The sequence below is a fragment of the Streptomyces griseus genome (assembly GCF_001715295.1).
GTDB lineage: Bacteria > Actinomycetota > Actinomycetes > Streptomycetales > Streptomycetaceae > Streptomyces > Streptomyces griseus_G.
Genome location: NZ_MDKB01000003.1, coordinates 861768 through 884278, shown reverse-complemented (window position 1 = coordinate 884278; position 22511 = coordinate 861768). Strand labels below are relative to the sequence as shown.

General features: G+C 72.5%; 16 protein-coding genes. 8 read left to right on the top strand and 8 right to left on the bottom strand.

The annotated features are described in order from the left end of the window. Nucleotides 1-4: 4 nt before the first annotated feature. The 3 genes from BA175_RS20135 to BA175_RS20125 all read right to left on the bottom strand — a co-directional run bounded on the left by BA175_RS20135 (nucleotide 5) and on the right by BA175_RS20125 (nucleotide 3886). The gene (locus tag BA175_RS20135) at nucleotides 5-1339 is read right to left on the bottom strand and encodes an ABC transporter substrate-binding protein (RefSeq protein WP_069172819.1); all 1335 of its coding nucleotides are present in this window, start codon (nucleotides 1337-1339) and stop codon (nucleotides 5-7) included. Nucleotides 1340-1390: 51 nt separating this feature from the next. Continuing rightward, nucleotides 1391-2596, bottom strand: a complete 1206-nt coding sequence (locus BA175_RS20130) for an ROK family transcriptional regulator (RefSeq protein WP_069172818.1) — start codon at nucleotides 2594-2596, stop codon at nucleotides 1391-1393. 225 nt (nucleotides 2597-2821) lie between these two features. Beyond that, nucleotides 2822-3886, bottom strand: coding sequence for a mechanosensitive ion channel family protein (locus BA175_RS20125; protein WP_069172817.1), 1065 nt, complete (start codon nucleotides 3884-3886; stop codon nucleotides 2822-2824). Nucleotides 3887-4204: 318 nt separating this feature from the next. Here BA175_RS20125 and BA175_RS20120 point away from each other — a divergent pair, with 318 nt between their 5' ends. After that, the gene (locus tag BA175_RS20120; RefSeq protein ID WP_069172816.1) at nucleotides 4205-4741 is read left to right on the top strand and encodes an HNH endonuclease; all 537 of its coding nucleotides are present in this window, start codon (nucleotides 4205-4207) and stop codon (nucleotides 4739-4741) included. Between the two features lie 33 nt (nucleotides 4742-4774). Here the strand turns inward: BA175_RS20120 and BA175_RS20115 are convergent, their stop codons facing one another. Further along, nucleotides 4775-7744, bottom strand: coding sequence for a beta-N-acetylglucosaminidase domain-containing protein (locus BA175_RS20115; RefSeq protein ID WP_069172815.1), 2970 nt, complete (start codon nucleotides 7742-7744; stop codon nucleotides 4775-4777). A gap of 399 nt (nucleotides 7745-8143) precedes the next feature. Between BA175_RS20115 and BA175_RS20110 the strand changes: the two genes are divergently transcribed. The 5 genes from BA175_RS20110 (at nucleotide 8144) to alc (ending at nucleotide 13077) form a co-directional block, all read left to right on the top strand. Next, nucleotides 8144-8458, top strand: a complete 315-nt coding sequence (locus BA175_RS20110; protein ID WP_069172814.1) for a hypothetical protein — start codon at nucleotides 8144-8146, stop codon at nucleotides 8456-8458. Then, nucleotides 8459-10606, top strand: coding sequence for a 4-alpha-glucanotransferase (malQ, locus tag BA175_RS20105; protein ID WP_069172813.1), 2148 nt, complete (start codon nucleotides 8459-8461; stop codon nucleotides 10604-10606). Between the two features lie 20 nt (nucleotides 10607-10626). Beyond that, on the top strand, nucleotides 10627-10857 hold the full coding sequence (locus tag BA175_RS20100; protein ID WP_079159693.1) for a hypothetical protein: 231 nt from the start codon (nucleotides 10627-10629) through the stop codon (nucleotides 10855-10857). A gap of 81 nt (nucleotides 10858-10938) precedes the next feature. Further along, on the top strand, nucleotides 10939-11859 hold the full coding sequence (locus tag BA175_RS20095) for a LysR family transcriptional regulator (RefSeq protein WP_069172811.1): 921 nt from the start codon (nucleotides 10939-10941) through the stop codon (nucleotides 11857-11859). Between the two features lie 69 nt (nucleotides 11860-11928). Next, on the top strand, nucleotides 11929-13077 hold the full coding sequence (alc, locus tag BA175_RS20090; RefSeq protein ID WP_069172810.1) for an allantoicase: 1149 nt from the start codon (nucleotides 11929-11931) through the stop codon (nucleotides 13075-13077). 223 nt (nucleotides 13078-13300) lie between these two features. Here the strand turns inward: alc and pepN are convergent, their stop codons facing one another. Continuing rightward, a complete protein-coding gene (gene pepN / locus BA175_RS20085) occupies nucleotides 13301-15877 on the bottom strand; it encodes an aminopeptidase N (RefSeq protein WP_069172809.1) in 2577 nt (858 codons plus the stop codon). Nucleotides 15878-16028: 151 nt separating this feature from the next. On the opposite strand from pepN, the gene BA175_RS20080 reads away from it, so the two are divergent. Next, the gene (locus BA175_RS20080; RefSeq protein WP_069173134.1) at nucleotides 16029-16253 is read left to right on the top strand and encodes a ribbon-helix-helix domain-containing protein; all 225 of its coding nucleotides are present in this window, start codon (nucleotides 16029-16031) and stop codon (nucleotides 16251-16253) included. Then, on the top strand, nucleotides 16246-16593 hold the full coding sequence (locus tag BA175_RS20075) for a type II toxin-antitoxin system PemK/MazF family toxin (RefSeq protein WP_069172808.1): 348 nt from the start codon (nucleotides 16246-16248) through the stop codon (nucleotides 16591-16593). Before BA175_RS20080 ends, BA175_RS20075 begins: the two co-directional genes overlap by 8 nt. Nucleotides 16594-16667: 74 nt before the next feature. Here the strand turns inward: BA175_RS20075 and BA175_RS20070 are convergent, their stop codons facing one another. The 3 genes from BA175_RS20070 to BA175_RS20060 form a co-directional block, all read right to left on the bottom strand. Next, entirely contained in the window at nucleotides 16668-17696 is a 1029-nt protein-coding gene (locus BA175_RS20070; RefSeq protein WP_069172807.1) for an aspartate-semialdehyde dehydrogenase, read from the bottom strand. A 184-nt stretch (nucleotides 17697-17880) separates the two neighbouring features. Next, the gene (locus BA175_RS20065; RefSeq protein WP_254667919.1) at nucleotides 17881-21189 is read right to left on the bottom strand and encodes a S8 family serine peptidase; all 3309 of its coding nucleotides are present in this window, start codon (nucleotides 21187-21189) and stop codon (nucleotides 17881-17883) included. Nucleotides 21190-21355: 166 nt separating this feature from the next. Further along, on the bottom strand, nucleotides 21356-22348 hold the full coding sequence (locus BA175_RS20060; RefSeq protein ID WP_069172806.1) for a hypothetical protein: 993 nt from the start codon (nucleotides 22346-22348) through the stop codon (nucleotides 21356-21358). Nucleotides 22349-22511: the final 163 nt, after the last annotated feature.

The window sequence follows — 22511 nt, the reverse complement described above, 5'->3', positions numbered from 1 at the left end:
CGGGCTACTTCACCTTGGCCAGGTCGGTGTCGATCTGCGCCGCGGTCTGCTCCAGACCCGCCTGCAGGTCCTTCACCGCGCCCTTCTCGTACCGGAAGCCGAAGTCCTGGATCGTCTGCTGGTACGCGGCGCCGTTCACGGCCCCGTCCGGGGTGCTGGACTCCGGGTGCTGCGCGATGTCGAGGAAGGTCCGGAAGCGCGGGTCGAACTTCAGGTCCGGGGACTTCAGCGCCGCGAAGGTCGAGGGGACGTTGCGGATGCCGTTCGCGAACTCGACCACGGCCTGCGTGTCGCTCGTCATGAACTTGACCAGCTCCCAGGCGGCGTTCTGCTTCCTGCTCGCCGGGGCGATCCCCATGATCGTGCCGGAGAGGAAGCCCTTGCCGTAGCTGTCGGCCTCGTCGTCGGCGACGGGCATCGGTGCCACACCGATCTCGAAGGGCACCTTCGCGTCCTCGGCCATGCCCAGCCGCCACTCGCCGTCCAGCTGCATCGCGACCTGGCCGGTGTGGAAGGGGTGCTTGGCCCCCCACTCGTCACCGAAGGTGCCGCGGTACCTCTCCAGCTTGGCGTAGCCGCCCAGGTCCTCGACCAGCTTCTTCTGGTACGTGAACATCTCGGCGAAGGCCGGGTCCTTCGCGATGTTCGACCGGCCGTCCGCGTCGAAGTACGTGTGGTCCCATGAGGACAGGTAGTGGTCGGCGACGGTCTCGTAGCCGTGGAAGGTCGGCATGAAGCCGAGCTGCCGGTAGCCGTCGCCCTCGGTGACCGTCAGTTTCTTCGCGACCGAGGCCAGTTCCGACATCGTCCTCGGCGGCGCGGTGATCCCGGCCTTCTCGAACGCGTCCTTGTTGTAGTAGAGGCCGTAGGCGTCGGCGAGCAGGGGCAGGGCGCAGCGCTTGCCCTCGAACTGGGTGTAGTCGAGCAGGACCTCGGGGAAGGTCTTCTCCAGGTCCAGCTTCGACTTCTCGATGAAGGGTTCCAGGTCGGCGAAGGCTCCGGACGAGCAGAACTTGCCGACGTTGGAGGTCGTGAAGGACGACACCACGTCGGGACCGTTCGAACCGCCCGCTCGCAGTGCTTGGTTGAGCTTGTCGTCGTTGATGTTGCCCACGGCCTCGACCGTGATGTTGGGGTGGGTCTTCTCGAACCGGTCGATGGTGTCCTGGACGGCCTTCACCTCGGAGGGCGCACTCCAGCCGTGCCAGAAGGTGATCGTCGTCCTCGCGTTCGGATCGTCGTCGGCCCCGGACGCGGCCTGGCCCGTACAGGCGGTGGCGAGCACGGATATCGCGGCGACGGCGACGGCGGCGGTGGTCATCGTGCGGCTTCTGCGCATGGCAAAGCTCCAAGGGGCGGGAGAGAAGAGGAAGACGGGAGGGGCCGGGGGTCAGCGCGACGTGTCGAAGACCTCGTCGCGGGTGTCCGCGAGGGCCCGTTCGAGGGCTCCCCGCAGGACCGGATGCCGGTCGATCGCGCCGAGCGCGAGGCGCGGCCGGGACGCGGCGAGCTCGGCGAGCTCGGACTGGATCAGCGACCGCAGCAGTTCACCGCCCGAGGAGACCAGACCGCCCGAGAGGACGATCAGGCCGGGGTCGAGGACGGCCGTGAGGGAGGCGAGGCCGGTGGCCAGCCGCTGGGCGTACTGCCGGAGGAGCTCGGTGAGCGCCGGGTCCCGCTCGTACGCGCCGGCCGCCCGCGCCAGCAGGGCGGCGGCGACGTCCGCGTAGGGCTGGTGCGGAGTCTCGATGCCGAGCGAGGTGGCGAGCCGCGGCACCGCCTGCGCACCGGCCAGCTCCTGGAAACCACCGGCGTTCGCCTTCACGACCTGGCGTACCAGGGGGGTGCCGGGCACCGGCAGGAAGCCGACCTCGCCCGCGCCGCCGGTGAAGCCGCGGTGCAGCCTCCCGTTGATGACCAGGGCGGCTCCCAGGCCCTCCTCGTTCCAGAGCAGGACGAAGTCGTCGTGGCCCCGGGCCGCGCCGAGCCGCTGCTCGGCGACGGCGACCAGGTTCACGTCGTTCTCGTACTCGACCGGCATCGGCAGGGCGGCGGCCAGTTCGTCCAGCAGGGTGGGGGAGTGCCAGCCGGGCAGGTGGGAGGCGTAACGCAGCCGTCCGGTGCCGGGGTCGAAGGCGCCCGGGGTCCCGATGACGACCCGGTGCACCTCGTCGCGGGCGAGGCCGGCCGCCTTGACCGCTCCGTCCAGGGCGTCCGTCACCTGCCGGACCACACCGTGGGCGCGCCGCCCCGAGGTGGGCAGTTCGAACTCGCCGACCGTCCTTCCGGTCACGTCGGCGACGGCGGCGGCGATGCGGTGCGCGGTCACGTCCAGCCCCGCCACATGCGCGGCCCGCGGGTTGACCGTGTACAGCTGGGCGTTGGGGCCCGGCCGCCCCTCGCTCGTACCGGTGGCGAGGACCAGGCCCGCGGCTTCCAGCCGGGCGAGGAGCTGGGAGGCGGTGGGCTTGGACAGTCCCGTCAGCTTCCCGATCCTCGTACGGGTGAGGGGGCCGTGTTCCAGCAGCAGGTCGAGAGCGGCCCGGTCGTTCATGGCGCGCAGGACGCGCGGGGTGCCCGGCGTGGCTCCGGCCATGTGTGACGCCCCCTCTCTGTTAGGAAACTTTCCTGTTCGGTGAGAGGAAGGTAGGACCCGCGTCACCCGATCGTCAATGGGAGGCGGCCACCGGGCTGCCGAAGCGTTGCCCGCGGGCGGACGCCGGGGTCCGCGCGGCGCGCGTCCCGGGGGGAGCCGCCGACCGGCCCGCGACCCAGGGAGAGGGGCGCCCCGCGGTCTCGCCGGGCGCCCCTTCGGCAGGTCCTACTTCGTCAGGCCGGGCGGGGGTATCGGGGTCGCCGCCAGCGACTGCGGCGACGTCGTCGACGCGTACGCCGAGGGGGCCGCCATCGCGGCGGTCGGGTCCGGGAGCGCGGCACCGTCCGCTTCGAGGGGCAGGGTGCCGACCATCCGGATGCCCGCGGCGTCGAGCGCCTGCTTGATCCGCCAGCGCAGTTCCCGCTCCACGCCCAGCGACTTGCCCGGCATCGTCTTCGCCGTCACCCGCACGGTCATGGAGTCGAGCAGGACGGCGTCCAGACCCAGGACCTCCACCGGGCCCCACAGCCGTTCCGACCAGGGCTCCTCCGCGGTCATGGTCTCCGCCGCCCGGGCGATCGCCTTGCGGACGAGTTCCAGGTCCTCCACCGGGCGGACGGTGACGTCGACACCGGCCGTGGACCAGCCCTGGCTGAGGTTGCCGATCCGCTTCACCTCGCCGTTGCGGACGTACCAGATCTCGCCGTTGTCGCCGCGCAGCTTGGTGACCCGCAGGCCGACCTCGATGACCTCTCCCGAGGCCACCCCCGCGTCGATCTGGTCGCCGACGCCGTACTGGTCCTCCAGGATCATGAAGACGCCGGAGAGGAAGTCGGTGACGAGGTTGCGCGCACCGAAGCCCAGAGCCACCCCGGCGACCCCGGCGGAGGCCAGCAGCGGTGCGAGGTTGATCTGGAACGCGCCCAGGATCATCAGGGCCGCGGTGCCGAGGATCAGGAACGACGTCACCGAACGCAGGACGGAACCGATGGCCTCCGACCGCTGGCGGCGCCGCTCCGCGTTGACCAGCAGACCGCCGAGCGCGGTGCCCTCCACGGCCTGGGCGCTGCGGTTCATCCGGTCGATGAGATTGGTCAGCGCCCGGCGGATCGCGTAGCGCAGCACGATCGCGACGGCCGCGATGAGCATGATGCGCAGACCGGTGTTCAGCCAGGTGGACCAGTTCTCCTCCACCCAGCCCGCGGCGTTCCCGGCCCGCTCGGCCGCTTCGTCCAGGGAACCGGCCGGCTCCGGTGACGGGGCCGCGGCCAGGAGGGCGGACAGGGACACGGCGGGGACCTCCAGATGGGCGACAGCAGACCAACCACAGTAACGAAGCCGCGGGAGCGGTTCGTGGCCGCCGACGGCGGAGAGACGCGTCTCACCGGGGCGTGGGCGCGGATGTGGCCGATCGCACAGCGCCGGCGTACGCGGTGGTGACGTGCCTGTTCCGGTGTGCGGCGGGGGCGCGTCCGGGCGGGTGGTGAGCGGAATCCCTCCGGCCCGTTACGCGTACGTGGTGGCGCTCGGACCAGGCATGAGGCGAAACTGAGAGCGGATCGTCCCGGCGCGAGCCACGCGTCGCCGGCGTACAAGGAGGCATCCACCGTGCCGCATGTCCTGGTTCTCAACGCGTCGTACGAGCCGCTCGGCGTCGTACCGCTCCGCCGCGCGCTCGTCCTCGTCCTCGAGAACAAGGCCATCTGCCTCGAGGAGTCCGGCGCCTTCATGCACAGTGCCACCCGCGCCGTGCCGGCGCCCAGCGTCGTCCGCCTCAAGCGGTTCGTGCGGGTCCCTTACCGGGGGCCCGTTCCCCTCACCCGCCGGGCGCTCTTCGCCCGCGACGGTGGCCGCTGCGTGTACTGCGGCGCCGCCGCCACCAGCGTCGACCACGTCATCCCGCGCAGCCGCGGCGGGCAGCACGCCTGGGACAACGTGGTGGCGGCCTGCCGCCGCTGCAACCACGTCAAGGCCGACCGCCATCTGCCCGAGCTCGGCTGGCGGCTGCGCCACCAGCCCGCCCCGCCCAGCGGCCTGGCCTGGCGGATCATCGGGACCGGACACCGCGATCCGCGCTGGCTGCCCTACCTGCAGCCCTTCGGCGCGGACGACGTGATGGCCCGGATCGACGGCGTTTCCGCCTGAGAGACCGGGCCTTCGCCGTCCGGGGCCCGTCTCTCAGCGGGCGACGGCGTAGGCCTCCACGGAACGGAGCGAGTAGCCGTACCGGGTGGCCCGGCCGTCGCCCCGCACCCTGACGAAACGGGTGTCCTCCGCGTCCATCCGGACGGACTCGGTGCCGCCCCGGCCCTCGCGGACGGTCGCCGCCGTACGCCAGGTCCGGCCGTCCGAGGAGACCTGGACCCGGTAGCGGGCGGCGTAGGCGTCCTCCCAGCGCAGCACGACCCGGCCCAGCCGGGCGGGACCGGCCAGTCGTGCCTGCCACCAGGCGTCGTCCTCGACGGGCGAGGACCAGCGGGTCCCGGGGTCCCCGTCCGTGGCCGCGGAGGCCGGGAAGTCCGGGGTCTCGTCGCCGGACGAGGACGCCGTGGCCGTCCGCAGCAGATCGGGGCCCGCCGTACGGGGGAAGGCCCGCACGGTCAGGGTGCTCTCCTCGTCGCCGAAGCGCAGCGGTACCTCGTACTCACCCGCCGGGGTGCCGGCCGGCACGGTGATGTCCACCGGCACATCGGTGCGTGAGCCGCGCGGCACCGTCGTGCGCTCCGGCACCTTCACCTCGATGCCCTCGGGCGCCTTCGCGGTGAGGGTTCCCTTCACCTCGGCGGGGCGCCCGCCCGCCAGCCGGGCCTCGACACGCTGGGGGCCGCCGCCGATCACGGCGTCCGTCTCGCCGCGCACGAGGTCGAGCCGGGCCGCCGGCTCGTCACCGAACCACGGCACGAGGGCCCGCACCGCTGTGAGGGGCGCGCCGGGGCCGGCCGGGGACGCGCCCGGGGTGAGGGGGCCCGTGAGGGCGGGGCGGGCGGAGGAAACGGTGACCCGCAGGGCGTCCGCCCGCAGCCCCTTCGCCCGGGTCTGCGTCCAGCCCCCCGCCGCGAGGGAGCCGAGCCCGCGCCAGCCATGGCCCGGCACATGGGCCTCCAGCACCGCGCCCGCCGTCCGCCGTCCGGGTTCGGCCAGGGTGGTGACGGCCTCGACGGGGCGGGTCCGGCCGAGGCGGACCGTGTAGCTCTGCGCGTCCCGGTGCACCGTGCCCGCCGCACGGTCGGTGCCGTTCCAGCCGTCGGCCGCCGTGCGGACCCGGTCCAGGAACGGCCCGAGGACGCCCTCGCCGACCGTCGCCCCGCTCGCACCGATCTCCTCGCGCAGCGGTTCGAGCTCCAGCTGGGCCTTCCAGGCGGCCGGCCCGTCACCGCGCGCCTGGGCCTGCAGCAGGTCGACGGCGAGCTCGCCGGCACGGCCGTAGCGGGCCAGCTGCTCGGTCCACGGCCGTACCTCCTCGCCCAGCCGGCCGTCCGCGGCCGTCCCCAGCCGCCGCGGAGCCGTCCGCATCACACCGAACGCGGTCCTCAGCTCCCGTGCCGCGGCGTCCCGGGCGGCCGGTTCCGCCGTGCGGGAGGCCCAGAACGCGGCGAGCAGCGGCTTCAGGTACGCGGACTCCTCGCCGCCCAGCACCGAGGCGGCGCTGTTGCCCGCCAGGGCCCGCAGCGCGGCCCGGGTGGCCGCGTCGCCGCCCGCCAGCTCGTCCGTCGCCGCCCGCCAGGAGTCCTGCGGCCGGTAGCCCCTCGGGTTCCAGGCGAAGTCGGCGGCCGTGGACAGGGGGATCCGGGACGCCGAGGCCTGTTCCATGGCGTTGGCGAGCAGGGCCGCCGAACCGCCGGCCACCGCCGGATCCCGGCCGGTGTAGGGGCCGAGGAAGATACGGTCCTGCGCGTAGTCGTTGACCGGGTAGTTGTCCATGGTGACCAGGGGGTGCCGGAAGGCGGCCCGCGCGCCGGCCAGCTCCCGCCCGGTGATGGTCCTCGGCACGACGCCGACCCCGGTCCAGGCCACCTGTACCCGGTCGTCCAGCTCGGCGGCGAGCGCCGTGCGGTAGTCGGTCGCGCCGTCCTGGTAGAACTCCGTCGGCAGGACGGAGAGGGGTTCCGCGTCCGGGTGGCGGTCCGCGAGGTGGCGGGCGACCGCGCCCGCGACGCGGGCCTGGGCCCTGGCCGCGGCCTCCGGTCCGCTGCCGAACCTCTCCGCGTCCCCGGCGCAGTGCCATTCGCTGTAGCTGACGTCCTGGAACTGCAGCTGGAAGAACCGGAAGCCCAGCGCCCACATGGCGTCGATCTTCCCCTCCAGGGCCTTCACGTCCGCGTCCGAGGCCATGCACATCGCCTGCCCCGGAGAGACGGCCCAGCCCAGCGTCACGTGCTGGGCGCGCGCCTTCTCCGCCAGGGCGCGGAAGCCGTCGCGCCGGCCGGCGGGGTACGGCTCGCGCCAGCGGGCCTGCCGGTAGGGGTCGTCGCCCGCCGCGTAGAGGTAGCTGTTCTGCTTCGTACGCCCCATGAACCCGATCTGGGCGAGGCGCTCCTGCTCGGTCCACGGCCGCCCGTAGAAGCCCTCGGTCATCCCGCGCCGGGCGGTCACCGGCCAGTCGCGGACGAGCGCGCCGGCGACGGTACCGTCCGTGACGAGCCGGCGCAGGGTCTGCACGCCGTGGAAGAGCCCGTCCTCCCCGGCGCCGTCCAGGGCGACGGTGGGCCGGCCGGCGACGTCGCCGACGGCGAGGCGGTAGCCGCCGGAGGGCAGGCCTGCCCGGTCGGAGGCGTGCAGGGCCCGGAGCGCCCGGTCGGCGTCCGCGCCGTGGAGCAGGAGCACCGGTCCCCGGCCGGGCAGGGCGTCGTGCACCGTGCGGACGCCCGCCTCGCGCAGGAGCGCCCGCAGCTCGTCGAGGGCGTAGGGATCGGCGTCCGCGCCGGCGACGAGCGTGACCTCGCTGCCCAGGTCCACAGGGCTGCCGGTCGCCTCGATGCTCTGCGGGCGGGGCAGCACGTCGGGCAGCCCCGCCGCGTGGGCACGGTCCGTGGCGGACGCCGCCGGGGCAGCGGGCTCCGCGGTCGCGGCCGGGGCGAACGGGCCGAGCAGTCCGCCGATCACGGCGACGGCGAGGGCCGCCGTACGCCTCCTGCGCCCGAACCGCACGCCGATTCTCCCTCGTCCTCGTCCTGGGGACCCCTCGTCCGGAGCGGATCCGGTGCGCACGGGCCGCCGACGGGTGCGCCCGAGGGGCCCGCGCGGGCGAGGGGCCCGCGTGCGCCTCGTCCTGCCGATGGCATCCGACCCCACCACCCGCGCGTGAGGGTGTCAACGCATGTGACCGTTATGGTGGGATTTTCTCCGATCCGTCGCAGGATAGGGGAAGTCACCTCCGGGGGAGTCGCCGAATGGCTGAAAAGCACCCATAGTGGGCGTACGGGGGAACGGAATGTGACCTACGGCACGTTGGGCTCGTTGTCATAACGCGTATGTCACGTCCACGCCTGCCCCCGCGTCAGATGGGTAGGCCTGCTGTGTCCTGTTGTCCACGGCCAGGAGGCCACCGTGCCCGCTTCCGCACAACTTCTGCTCTCCGCCCTCTCCAAACAGGTACCGAACCCCACAGGCCCGGCCGCGCCCGAGGGTGATCCGCTCCCGACCGCCGCCGCGCCGTGGATGATCAGCGAGCTCCCGCTCGCCGAGGTGTCCCCCCAGGCGGGTGAAGCCGCCGTCGCCGACGCCGCCCCGCTGACCAGTGAGCCCCCGCTCGCCGACGCCACCCCCCTCACGAGCGAGCCCCCGCTCGCCGCCGTCGCCCCACTCACCAGCGAGCCGACAGCACCCGGCACCGCAGGGGGCATGGAGTCCCCAGGAGTCTGAATGGGCTTGTCCCGGCTCGCCGCACTGCACGGCGTCGCCACCTCCTTCTCCCCGTCCCCGGAGGTCACGGTCTCCGTCCCCGACGACACGGTCACAGCCGTGCTCGCCGCCCTGGGCGTCGACGCCGCCACCCCCGTGGACGTACGGAGATCCCTCGCCGCGGCCGAGTCGGCAGCGGCCTCCCGGCTGCTCCCGCCCACGGTGGTGGTCTGGTCGGGTGAGCCGCTGCCGCCGGCTCTGGCCGCGCTGCCGCCCGGCGCGGTTCTCACGGTGGAGCCGGAGCCGGGGAGCACCTGCGCGCCACCGCCCCCGCGGATGCGGATGCGCGTGCCCGGACCCGCCCCGGCGCCTTCCGCCGGGCGTACGCCCGCCTGGTGGACCGAGCCGCCCCTGGGCGTCCACCGGCTGACCGTCCGTACGCCCGACCACCGCTACGCCACCGCCACACTCGTCGTCGCCCCGGACCGCGTACCCCGGCCCCCGGCCCGCACGCACGGATTCCTCGTCCAGCTGTACTCGCTGCTCTCCACCCGCTCCTGGGGCATGGGCGACCTCGGTGACCTGGCCGATCTCGCCGCCTGGTCGGGGCGCACCCTGGGGGCCGGATTCGTCCAGGTCAACCCGCTGCACGCCGCCGTACCCGGCACGCCCACCGATCCCTCCCCGTACCGGCCCTCGTCCCGGCGCTTCCCCGACCCCGTCCACCTGCACATCGAGTCGATCCCCGAGTACGGGCACGTCGGTGACCCGGGCCGGGCGGTACTGGACGACCTGCGCCAGGACGCCGCGGCGTTACGCGAGGCCGTGCTGAACAAGGGCGCCCTGATCGACCGGGACGCCGTCTGGGAGCTGAAGAAGCAGGCCCTCGAACTGATTCACCAGGTCCCCCTGACGCCCGGCCGCCGCGCCGCGTACTGCGACTTCCTCGCCGAGCAGGGACAGGCCCTGGAGGACCACGCGCTGTGGTGCGCGCTGGCCGAGGTGCACGGCCCCCGGTGGCGCGACTGGCCGGCCGCCCTGCGTGACCCGCGCTCCCCGCAGAGCACGCGCGCCCGCACCGAACTCCTGGACCGGGTCGACTTCCACTGCCGGCTGGCCTGGCTGACGGACACCCAGCTCGCCGCAGCCCAGAGCGCCGCCCGGGACGCGGGGATGGCCGTCGGCCTCGTCCACGACCTGGCCGTCGGGGTCCATCCCGACGGCGCCGACACCTGGGCGCAGCAGGACGCCTTCGCGCGGGGCATGTCCGTCGGCGCGCCCCCGGACGCCTTCAACGCGCTCGGCCAGGACTGGGGGCTGCCCCCCTGGCGCCCCGACGCACTGGCCGCCTCGGGCTACGCCCCCTACCGCGACCTGCTGCGCGGCCTCCTCGCCCACGCCGGCGCCTTGCGCATCGACCACGTCATGGGCCTCTTCCGGCTCTGGTGGATCCCCGAGGGCCGCCCGCCCACCGAAGGGGCCTACGTCGCGCAGGACGCCGAGGCGATGCTCGCCGTCCTCGTCCTGGAGGCGTACCGTGCCGGCGCCGTCGTCGTGGGCGAAGACCTCGGCACGGTCGAGCCCGGAGTGCGCGAGAGGCTCGCCCGGCGCGGGGTGCTCGGCACCTCCGTGCTCTGGTTCGAGCGCGACTGGGGCGGCACCGGGAGGCCTCTGGCCCCGGAGGAGTGGCGCCGGGACTGCGTGGCCACGGCGACCACCCACGACCTGCCGTCCACCGCCGCCCGGCTGACGGGCGACCACGTGACGCTCCGCCACCGCCTCGGGCTGCTCACCCGCCCCCTGGAACAGGAGCTGGCCGAGGACGCCGCCGGCACCGCCGAGTGGCTGGCCTGCCTGGCCCGGCTGCGGATGCTGCCGGAGGGCGGGGGCGACGAGGAGGCGGCCGTCCGGGCCGTCCACCGCTTCCTGCTGCGCACCCCGGCCCGGATGGTAGGCGTCTGGCTCCCGGACACCGTGGGCGACCGCCGCCCGCAGAACCTCCCGGGCACCTGGGACCAGTACCCCAACTGGCGCCTGCCCGTCGCCGACGCGCAGGGCCATCCCGTCACCCTGGAGGAGATCGCCGCGTCACCCAGGCTGCACCGGCTGATGGACGTCCTGCGGCCCCGGCGGTCCCGTACGGCACCCCCGGACGCGCGGCCCTCCTAGGCGTTCGCTACGTTTGCACCGTGGACAAGAAGAACGCTATGCGCGCCGGTGCCGTCGCGGCCGGTACGACGCTGATGATGCTGCTCATGTCGTCCCCCGCGCTCGCGCTGACCCGTGACGCCGGTGACGACCCGGGCCAGGGCCTGAGCGTGATGGAGACGCTCGGCCTGTACGTCGCGGCTCCCCTCGTCCTGTTCCTGGTCATCGCGGGCCTCGTCATGGTCCTCGACCGGTCGGAGAAGCGGGTCTAGGCCCTCGGGCCGTTCCGTGCGCCGCCGGTACCCCGTACCGCGCGGCGCCCCCGCATGTCCGGGAGCGGGTGGGTTCCGGACATGACCGAGTGGGACGTCAAGAAGCTCCGCGTCCTGCGCACCCTGCGCGACCGGGGCACGGTCACCGCCACGGCCGAGGTCCTTTCGATGACCCCGTCGGCCGTCTCCCAGCAGCTCACCAGCCTCGCGAAGCAGCTCGGGGTGCCGCTCCTGGAGGCCACGGGCCGCCGGGTACGGCTTACCGACGCGGCGCACCTCGTGCTGGGCCACGCGGAGGCGGTCTTCGCGCAGCTGGAAGAGGCCGACGCCGAGCTGACCGGCTATCTGCGCGGCGAGGCCGGGCAGGTGCGGGTCGGTGCCTTCTCCACGGCTGTCCCGTCCCTCGTCGTACCGGCGGTGCGGCTGCTGCGGTCGAAGGACCGGCCGGGCCCCGGCGTACGCGTACGGGAGGCGGAGGCCGCCCAGGTGTACGAGCTGCTCTCGGCCGGTGACGTGGACCTCGCGCTCTCCCTGGCGGCCCACGCCCCGACGGCGCGCGACCCCCGTTTCACCCTCACGCCGCTGCTCGCAGACCCGCTGGACGTGGCCCTGCCCGTGGGCCATCCCCTCGCCCGGACCCCTGGCCTGCGCCTGGCCGACCTGGCCCGTGAGCCCTGGATCTTCGGCGGCTCGGGGCCGTGGTCGCAGATCACGACGGCCGCCTGCGAGACCGCCGGTTTCGTGCCCGAGCAGGCCCACAGCGCCTCCGGCTGGACCGCCATCCTCGCCATGGTCGAGGCGGACATGGGTGTGGCGCTGATCCCCCGGATGGCGTCCGGCCCCGAACGGCAGCGGCCGGGCGTCGTCATGCGGGTCCTGGACGCCGACCGGCCGCGGCGCCATGTGGTGGCCGCGGTGCGGCGGGGAGCCGAGCGGAATCCCGGGGTGGCCCGGGTGCTGGAGGCGCTGCGGGAGGCGGCGGACGGCATGCGTGACCGTTAAGCGCTGCTGAAAGAACTGTGCGGAAACTTTCGATGGACCTGACGGTTCCCGGGGGGCGACAGTCGTCCCATGACCACCGACGCGAGCGGGACCACCTACCAGGACTCCGACCCCCACGCCCATGACGCGGCCCCCTACGGCGGCGGCGACCCCTACGCCGACTACCGCACCGCCACCGGTCCGGACTTCACCGGCCTCGTCGACCTCGCCGACCGTCGGCTCGGCGCCGGGGTGATCGCCGCCAACGACGAGTTCTTCGCCGAGCGCGAGAACCTCCTGATCCCCGAGCCCGCCGTCTTCGACCCCGAGCGCTTCGGCCACAAGGGCAAGATCATGGACGGCTGGGAGACCCGCCGCCGCCGCGGTACCGACGGCGCCCACCCCTTCCCCGCCCCCGACGACCACGACTGGGCGATCGTGCGCCTCGGCGCTCCCGGCGTCATCCGGGGCGTCGTCGTCGACACCGCGCACTTCCGGGGCAACTACCCCCAGCGCGTCTCCGTCCAGGCGACCGCGGTCGACGGCGCCCCGGCCCCCGAGGACCTCCTCGCCGACGACGTGACGTGGGAGGAGCTCCTCCCCCCGACCCCCGTACGCGGCCACGCGGCCAACGCCTTCGAGATCCCGGGCGAACGCCGGTACACCCACGTCCGCCTCTGCCAGCACCCCGACGGAGGCATCGCCCGCCTCCGCGTCCACGGCGAGGTCGTCCCCGACCCGGCCTGGCTCGCGGCCCTGGGCACGGTCGACCTGATCTCGATCCTGAACGGCGGCGTGTACGAGGACGCCTCGGACCGCTTCTACTCCTCACCGGCCCAGATCATCCTGCCCGGGACGTCCCGCACGATGGACGACGGCTGGGAGAACCGCCGCCGCCGGGTCCGCGGCACCCACGACTGGGTCCGCTTCCGCCTGCCCGCCCAGGGCGCGGTACGCGCCGTCGAGATCGACACCGCCTACCTCAAGGGCAACGCGGCGGGCTGGATCAGCCTCCACGGCCGCGACGGCGGCACCGGGGAATGGTTCGAGATCATCCCCCGCACCCGGCTCCAGCCCGACACCCTCCACCGCTTCGTCCTCGACGCCGAGGCCGTGGTCACCCACGTACGCCTGGACGCCTTCCCCGACGGCGGAGTGGCCCGCATGCGCCTGCACGGGTGCCTGACCGAGGCCGGAACCGCCGAACTGACCGGCCGCTACGAGCGATCGGCCACCTGAGAGTCCGTCGGGTGACCCCCGGTCGAGCGGCCACGCCCCGGCACGCACGCTTCCCGCGTTGCCGGAACGCCCACGTAGCTCCGCTACGAGGGCTTTCCGGAATCGCACGCACCGGACCGCGTCCGCTCTTCGACCGGAGGTCGTCCGCCAGGCTCTGACCCACCGCTCCCGCCCGGCGGACGGCTGCGCAGCGCGCCTGCCCGCCGGGCGGTTCCCACTCCGGTCAGGCGGTGGCCGCCGCCGCGTCCGCGGCCTGGGCCCGCAGCGCGCGCTCCACACCCGCACGGGACTCCGACATCAGCCGCCGCAGCGCGGCGCTCGGCCGCGCCGACTCCAGCCAGGCGTCCGTGGCGTCCAGAGTCTCCTGGGAGACCTGGAGGGCCGGGTACAGGCCGACCGCGATCTGCTGGGCCATCTCGTGACTGCGTGCGTCCCAGACGTCCTTCACCGCCGCGAAGTACTTCTCCGTGTACGGGGCCAGCAGCTCACGCTGCTCCGTCTGCACGAAGCCGCCGATCACCGCCTCCTGGAGGGAGTTCGGCAGCTTGTCGGACTCGACGACCGACGCCCAGGCCTCGGCCTTCGCCGCCTCGGTCGGCTGCGCCGCGCGCGCGGACGCCGCGTGGCGCTCCCCCGCCGCCGTCCTGTCCCGCTCGTACTCGGCGGTGATCTCCTCCTCGTCGAGCAGACCGGCCGCGGCCAGCCGCTGCACGAACGCCCAGCGCAGCTCCGTGTCCACGGCCAGGCCCTCGATCTCCTGGGTGCCGTCCAGCAGCGCCTGCAGCAGGTCCAGGTGGAGGGGGCTACGGGCCGTCGCGGCGAAGGCACGGGCCCACGCCAGCTGGTGGTCGCTGCCCGGCTCCGCCGCGCGCAGGTGCGCCAGCGTGGCCTCGGTCCACTGCGACAGACCCGCCTCGCGCCACTCGGGCGCCGCGTACAGGTCCAGTGCCAGCTTCACCTGGCGGTGCAGCGACTGGACGACCCCGATGTCGGACTCCTTGCCGATCCCGGAGAGGACCAGCGCCAGGTAGTCGCGCGTCGCCATCTCGCCGTCGCGCGTCATGTCCCAGGCGGAGGCCCAGCTCAGCGCGCGGGGCAGGGACTCGGCGAAGTCGCCCAGGTGCGCGGTGACGACCCGCAGCGACTCCTCGTCGAGGCGGACCTTGGCGTACGACAGGTCGTCGTCGTTGAGCAGGACGACCGCGGGGCGTGCCGTGCCCGACGGGAACGGCACCGTGGTGCGCTCGCCGTCCACGTCCAGCTCGATCCGGTCCGTGCGGACCAGCTTCCCCGCGGCGTCGAGGTCGTAGCAGCCGATGGCGATCCGGTGCGGACGCAAGGTGGGCTCGCCCTTCGCGCCGGCGGGCAGCGCCGGGGCCTCCTGCAGGACGGTGAACGAGCTGACGTGACCGTTGCCGTCGGTCTCGATCTCCGGGCGCAGGATGTTGATGCCGGCCGTCTCCAGCCACGCCTTCGACCAGGCCTTCAGGTCGCGGCCGGAGGTCTCCTCCAGGGCGCCCAGCAGGTCGGACAGACGCGTGTTGCCGAAGGCGTGCGCCTTGAAGTACGCCTGCACGCCCTGGAAGAACGCGTCCTTGCCGACGTACGCCACGAGCTGCTTCAGGACCGAGGCGCCCTTGGCGTAGGTGATCCCGTCGAAGTTCACCAGGACGTCGTCGAGGTCCTGGATGTCCGCCATGATCGGGTGCGTGGACGGCAGCTGGTCCTGGCGGTAGGCCCAGGTCTTCATGGAGTTGGCGAACGTGGTCCAGGAGTGCGGCCACTTCGAGCCCTCGGCGTCCGCCTGGCAGGCGATCGAGGTGTAGGTGGCGAACGACTCGTTCAGCCAGAGGTCGTTCCACCACTCCATGGTGACCAGGTCGCCGAACCACATGTGGGCCAGCTCGTGGAGGATCGTCTCCGCGCGCGTCTCGTACGCGGCGTCCGTGACCTTCGAGCGGAACACGTACTGGTCGCGGATGGTGACCGCGCCGGCGTTCTCCATCGCGCCCGCGTTGAACTCCGGGACGAAGAGCTGGTCGTACTTGGCGAACGGGTACGCGTAGTCGAACTTCTCCTGGAACCAGTCGAAGCCCTGCCGCGTGACCGCGAAGATCTCCTCGGCGTCGAGGTACTCGGCGAGCGAGGGGCGGCAGTAGATGCCGAGCGGCACGGACCGGCCGTCCTTCTCGTAACTGCTGTGCACCGCGTGGTACGGCCCGGCGATCAGGGCCGTGATGTACGTGGAGATGCGCGGCGTCGGCTCGAAGGACCAGACGTCGCCCGATGGTTCGGGCGTCGGCGAGTTGGAGATCACGGTCCAGCCGGACGGTGCCTTCACGGTGAACCGGAAGGTCGCCTTCAGGTCGGGCTGCTCGAAGCTCGCGAACACGCGCCGCGCGTCCGGCACCTCGAACTGGGTGTAGAGGTAGGCCTGCTCGTCGACCGGGTCGACGAAGCGGTGCAGGCCCTCGCCGGTGTTCGTGTACGAGCAGTCGGCGACGACCTTGAGCTCGTTGGCACCGGCCTGGAGGTGCTCCAGCGTGATACGGGAGTCCCGGAAGACGGCGGCGACGTCCAGGTCCTTGCCGTTCAGCACGACGGCGTGCACGGCGGGGGCGACCAGGTCGATGAAGGTCTCCGCACCGGCTTCGGCGGAGTCGAAGCGCACCGTGGTGACGGACCGGTAGGTGCCACCCTCCTGCGCCCCGGAGAGGTCGAGATCGATCTCGTACGCGTCCACGGTCAGCAGGCGCGCCCGCTCCTGTGCCTCTTCGCGGGTCAGATTCGTACCAGGCACGCGGTCATCTCCTTGATCTGTGACGTTTTCGGTCATCCTTCCACGTGGGAGAGGTGCAGCGCGATGTCCGTTTCCGCCGGACCGGTCGCGGTGTGACGGGTCTGACACCGAGGGGTGGCTGTGCCGTTCCTACCTTGGTAGGATGGATGGCATGAAGATCAGTGTGAGCTTGCCGCAGGAGGATGTCGCCTTCGTCGACGAGTACGCCGCGAAGACCGAGGCGGACTCCCGGTCGGCGGTGATACATGCCGCCATCGACCTGCTGCGCGAGGCGGGGCTCGAAGCTGAGTACACAGAGGCCTTCGAGGAATGGGATGCGAGCGAGGATGCCGCTCTCTGGGACCGCACGGTCGGGGACGGGATCGCCGGTGCGTAGGGGGGACATCCACCTGATCGATCTGGAACCAGCCAGAGGTAGCGAGGCCAACAAGGTCAGACCGGCTGTGATCGTGTCGAACAACGCGGCGAACCTGTCGGTCGAGGCGAACGGACGCGGTGTGGTCACTGTGGTGCCTCTGACGTCCAATACCGCCCGTGTTCTCACCTTCCAGACACTTCTCCGGGCAGCGGAGAGCGGGCTGGCCATGGATTCGAAGGTGCAGTGCGAGCAGGTCCGGGCGGTCTCACCGGACCGCGTACTGAAGCGCGTCGGCACCGTCCCCCGGCAGCGCATGGCCGAGATCGACACAGCCCTGCGCAGGCACCTCGCGCTCTGAGGGCGGAAGGGACACGAAGGGGCGGCCACCGGATTCCGGTGGCCGCCCCTTCACTCACGCGGGTGGGGAGGGCGTCAGCCCTTCAGCTCGGCCGCGACCAGCTCCGCGATCTGCACCGCGTTCAGCGCGGCACCCTTGCGCAGGTTGTCGTTGGAGACGAAGAGCGCGAGACCGTGCTCGACGGTCTCGTCGACCCGGATGCGGCCCACGTACGAGGCGTCCTTGCCGGCCGCCTGGAGCGGGGTCGGGATCTCGGAGAGCTCCACGCCCTCGGCGTCCTTCAGCAGCTCGTAGGCGCGCTCGACGCTGATCGGGCGCGCGAACCGGGCGTTGATCTGGAGGGAGTGGCCGGAGAAGACCGGAACCCGCACACAGGTGCCGGAGACCTTGAGCTCCGGGATCTCCAGGATCTTGCGGGACTCGTTGCGGAGCTTCTGCTCCTCGTCCGTCTCGAAGGAACCGTCGTCGACGATCGAACCGGCGAGCGGGAGCACGTTGAAGGCGATCGGGCGCTTGTAGACGGCCGGCTCGGGGAAGTCGACGGCGCCGCCGTCGTGCGTCAGCCTGTCCGCGTCCGCGACGACCTTGGAGGTCTGGCCGTGCAGCTCCGCGACGCCCGCGACGCCGGAACCGGACACCGCCTGGTAGGTGGCGACCGTCAGCGCGTCGAGCTGCGCCTCCTGGTGCAGCGGGCGCAGCACGGGCATGGCGGCCATCGTCGTGCAGTTCGGGTTGGCGATGATGCCCTTGGGGCGGTTCCTGACCGCGTGCGCGTTGACCTCGGAGACGACCAGCGGGACCTCGGGGTCCTTGCGCCAGGCGGAGGAGTTGTCGATCACGACGGCCCCCTGGGAGGCGACCTTCTCGGCCAGCGCCTTCGAGGTCGCGCCACCCGCGGAGAACAGCACGATGTCCAGGCCGCTGTAGTCCGCCGTGGAGGCGTCCTCCACGGTGATGTCGGTGCCCTCGTACGTGAGGGTGGAGCCCGCGGAACGCGCGGAGGCGAAGAGCCGCAGCTCGGCGACGGGGAACTTCCGCTCGGCCAGGATGCTGCGCATGACTGTCCCCACCTGACCGGTGGCGCCGACGATTCCGACCTTCACAGGGACTCCCTCACAGATGCGAACGGGCACGATTGCCGGTCCATGATGCGTATGTCCCGGGCGCCCTTGTCCAATCCATTGTCCGGCAGACGGACGGGCCGCGCACAGAACGGTGGGGCGGGGGCCCCGGAGAGCACCCGCCCCACCGCCATGAGGTGTCGTACGGATCACACCGCGGTGACGGCTACGGCGTGACCTTCCCGATCACGACGCTGCCGGTGCCCGCCGCTGTGCCGCGGGCGTTCACCAGCTGGACCTCGCCGAAGAACTGCCGGCCCTCGGGGGCCGCCCCGGCGACCACGACCTGGGCGCCGACCTGGGCGGACGCTCCGTTGGCCAGGTTCACCGCCTTCGACGCGTCGACCTTGATCTCACCGAGTGACGGCGCGTAGTAGACGTCGCGGTAGTCGTACTCGGTGGTCCCGGCCGGGACCGAGTAGCCGTCGATGACGACGGTGTACGTACCGGCCGCCGGGTTCACCAGGCTGACGGACTCCTCGGAGCCCGCCGTCGTGGAGGCACCGACCTCGGTGGCGCCCTTGTAGACGTACAGGTCGATGTCGGCGTTGGCGTCCGAGGTGCCGCCGATGGCGACGTCCAGCTTCTCGACGCCCTCACCGATGGTGACCGTCCGGGTGTACTCGTCCCCCGTGGAGATCGACGGACGCTCGACGTCGGCGGAGCCCAGCGAGCCGCCCTTCAGCGAGCCCTCCAGGTCACCGGCGTTGTTGGTGACCGTCCAGTCCACCGCGGCCGGGGTGCCGATCTTCGCCTCGGCGATGGTGCGCACCGCCGGGTCGAAGGTGGCGCCGAGCAGCGAGACGTCCAGCTTGTAGGGGTTGTCCAGCAGCGGCGACGTACGGCGCGACTCGACCTCGATCTCCCAGACGCCGGGCTGCGGGTCCGTGTAGGAGCGCGTGTCCGGGCGGCAGGTGTTGGCCGGGTTCTCGTAGTTCGGGTAGCAGAAGACCGTGGAGCTGTTCTCCACCGCGACCCCGTAGGGGTGGATGGAGATGAACCGCGTCTGGCTGCCCGAGCGCAGGGCGCTGAGCGCGACCTCGAGGGTCCTGGAACCTTCCGGGACGTTCAGGAAGTACGACGTGGAGCTGTTGCGCTGCACCGAGCCGCTCGCCGAGAACGCGTACCCGGGCTTCACCAGCTCCTCGGCCACGACGACCGTGGAGAGGATCTGCTGGTCCACGCCCTTGGTCCGCGCGTCGTCCACCTGGAGGATCGCGCTGTGCACGCCCGCCGTGCGGGGCTTCGCCTGGACCTTGACGGTCACCGGCTTGCCGAGCGGCAGCGAGACGGTGCCCGGGCCGGTCAGAGAGAAGGTGCCGTCGTTGTTCTTCCACGACAGCTTGTGCTTCACGGCCTGGTCCGGACCCGTGGTGCGGGTGACGGTGACGTCGTACGACTTCTTCTGGCCGGCCTTCAGGCCGCCCTCACGGTCGTACAGGCCGGTGCCGAAGCCGGGGGTCTTGAGCGCGAAGTCGATCGCGGTGTCGACCGGGGCCTTCACCGTGTACTCGTGCGCCGCGGCGCCCCTCTTCTCGATCTGCTTCCAGGCGCCGACGATGTTGATCAGCCCGGCACCCTGGGCGTGCGCGGGCACTCCCTTGATGTGGGTGGCGGTGCTGGTCAGCGCGGTGCGCAGGTCGGCCGGGGGCAGCTCGATGTGCTTCTGCTTCGCGGCCGAGAGCAGCAGTGCGGTCGCACCGGCGGCCTGCGGCGAGGACATCGAGGTGCCCTGCAGCATGGAGTAGCCGGCCGGGAGCGAGTAGCCCGCTTCCTTGACCGGCCCGCCGGGGAGCCAGGTCTGGGTGGTGTTGATGGACGCACCCGGAGCCGTCAGGATCGGCGCGAAGCCGCCGTCCTCACGCGGACCGCGCGAGGAGAAGGGCAGCATGTCGTACTTCTTGGTGACGGCGGAGCCGTAGTTCGCGGCCCACGTCTCCTTGGAGATGGACGCGCCCACGGAGATGACGTGGTCGGCCAGGCCGGGGTCACCGATGGTGTTGACACCCGGACCGTCGTTGCCGGCCGAGATGACCAGCTGGACGCCGTAGATGTCGATGAGCCGCTTGTAGAGCTCGGCGCGCGCGTTGTTGCCGTCGTTGAGCGGCGGCAGGCCGCCGATCGACATGTTGACGACGTCGACCCCGCGGTTGACGACGAGGTCGATCATGCCCTCGGTCAGCGCGATGTTGGTGCAGCCGCCGGACCAGGTGCAGGCGCGCGAGGAGACGATCTTGGCGCCGGGTGCCGCACCGTTCATCTTGCCGCCGAACAGGCCGTTGGCCGCGGTGATGCCCGCGACGTGCGTGCCGTGCTCGCTCTCGATGACACCGATGCTGACGAAGTCGGCCTTGGCGCCGGCCGCGTTGTACACGACGTTCTTGCGGGTCTCCACGACGAACGGGATGCGCTCGACGACGTCGGTCCGCGGGTCGTCCTCACCGAAGTAGGCGACCTGGTGCTCGTCCTTGTAGGGCTTGAGCACGGCGTCGTCGGAGAAGTCCGCGTTGTTGTTCAGGTCGACCCGGGTGGTGCCGGTGACGGGGTCGTACAGCACGCCCCACGCGTCGGTGGTGTCACCGTCGCGGTTGAGGTCGCCCGCCATGTCGCCGCCCTTGGTGGCGGCTTCCTTGAACTCCTTGAAGCGGTAGGAGCCGGCCGGCGCCGAGTACGTCCTGCCGCCGGCGGTGAACGTCGGGCCCGTGACGGCCGCGTCCATCCGCAGCCAGGTGCCGTCGCCGTCGCTGACCGGGTCCGTCGCCGTCACCCAGTCGACGATCTTGCGCTCGCCGGTCGTGGTCTTCTGCAGGGCGGGGTGGCCGAGGTCGACACCGGAGTCCAGGACGCCGATGGTGATCCCGCGTCCGTCGGCCTTCGGGTGCTGCTTCACGAAGTCGACCGCGCCCGTCTCGAAGGACGGGTTGTACGGGTTCTTCGCGGGGGTGTTCCTGTCCGGCGCCGGGTAACTTCCCGTGGCCTTCTGCTGCTTCACCCCGGCGGCCCGGTCGCCTGCGGGCGTCGGGTCGTCGAGCTGGATCTCCTGCTTGAGATCGATGCCGTGGACCGACGACAGCTTCTGCGCCGCCTTGATGGTGGCTTCCGCGGTCGCGGTCGGCACGGTCGCGCGGACGTAGCCGAGCTTGTCGTACGTCCGGCCCAGCACGGACCCCTTGACGGAGTCCAGCTGCGCGGCCACCTGCTCGGTGGCACCCGGCGCGGTGGCGACCATCATGGTGATGTTCTTCTCGCCCTCGGCCTCGGCCTTCGCCAGGACGTCGGCGTCGGCGCGGCCGAGCTTGTCACCCTTGTCACCGGTGGCGGCGGGCTTCACCGGGGCGGCCGCCGGCTCGTCGGCGGCGAAGACCGGGGCGGCGCCGGAGGCGGCCAGCGCGGCCGCCAGGCCGGCGGCGGCGGCGATCCGTACCGCGCGTCTCGCCCCGGGTATGGAGCTGGGGGATTCCTTGGTCATCAGCATCCCTGTGATGTGAAAGAGAGAGTCCGGAATTCGGTACCGGATGACCGGTCAGCCTTTCGCAGAAGAAGGGGTTTTGTGGAGACTTGGCGAGGGTGAGAATCGAACATGGCGGAGACCCGCCACCGTTGACATCGCGCCACGTGGGACGAACGGGACGAAGTCCCCGTCATCGCGGCAGCACCACCACGTACGCGGCCGGTTCGCGGTCGGCGGACGCCATCATCGCCGTACGCACCACCACCGCCTGGTCCGCCGGGGCCTCACGCAGCAGCGCGGGGCTCGTGCGCACCACCGTGATCCCGAGCCGCTCCAGGTGCTCCCGCTCGGCGGCGAACACGACGTGCTCCTCGTGCGGCGCGCGTGCGCCGAGCTCCAGGGCGACGGCCTGATCGGGCCAGTACGCGTCCACCCCGCCCAGGAACGTGCCGCCCGGCAGGCGCAGGTCCACGTTCCACAGCGGCTCCGGCAGCCCGTGGCCGCGCACCATCGCGTAGAGCCGCCCCTCCGCCACCGCGCGGCCCTCGGCGAGCAGGGCGTCCACCGCGTCCACCACCTGCGGCCGGCCCAGCAGCCGGGCGGCGCTCAGCTCCCTTACGACCGCGGCCGGTTCGCAGTGACCCGCACGGACCGCCTCCGTCAGGATCCCGCGCACCGTGGAGGCGTCCGTCAACGCGGAGACGGCGTCGGCCAGGGCCCGTTCCACCGGGGCCAGCGGCACCCCGCTCCGCCGCTCGGGCCGGGGGAGCGAGGCCGCCCGGTTCACCTGCACGAACCGGGTGGAGCGTAGCCGCCTCGTGCGCGGCACGAGCACGTCGATCCGGTGGAGCCCGATCGCCGGCGGCGCGGCCGCGAAGCCGTACAGGGTCAGCGCCGCCAGGCCTGTGACCATCGCCCCGCCGTATCCGCGTCCCGACGGGCCTCCGGCGGCCGGGGGCCGTCCCGCGTACAGCAGGGCGCCGTGCAGCCGTTCCCGGTTCGTGGGCGGGTCGGGGTGCAGCAGATACACGCCGGGCAGCAACTGCTGCCAGGGGCCGCAGGGCAGGCACCGGGCGGCGGTCTGCGCGGCGGTCACACCGAGGGCGCGCAGTTGCGCGGCGGACCGTACGCGGTGGTGGGGGTTCTGGGCGGGGCGGAGGGGCAGGGGGGTGTTCCGGTTCATGACCGGCAGGTTTCCCCCGAGACGCCCGGGAGCCGACGTGTGTTACAGGGCCGTCGATGTTTCAGGACAACTCCGCCCTGAAGCACGGGCGTTCGGCTGTCGAAAAGGGGGAGCGCGGCCGGGAATGGGGCGGCGCGCGCCCCGCTCACGCGAGCGGGGGGCG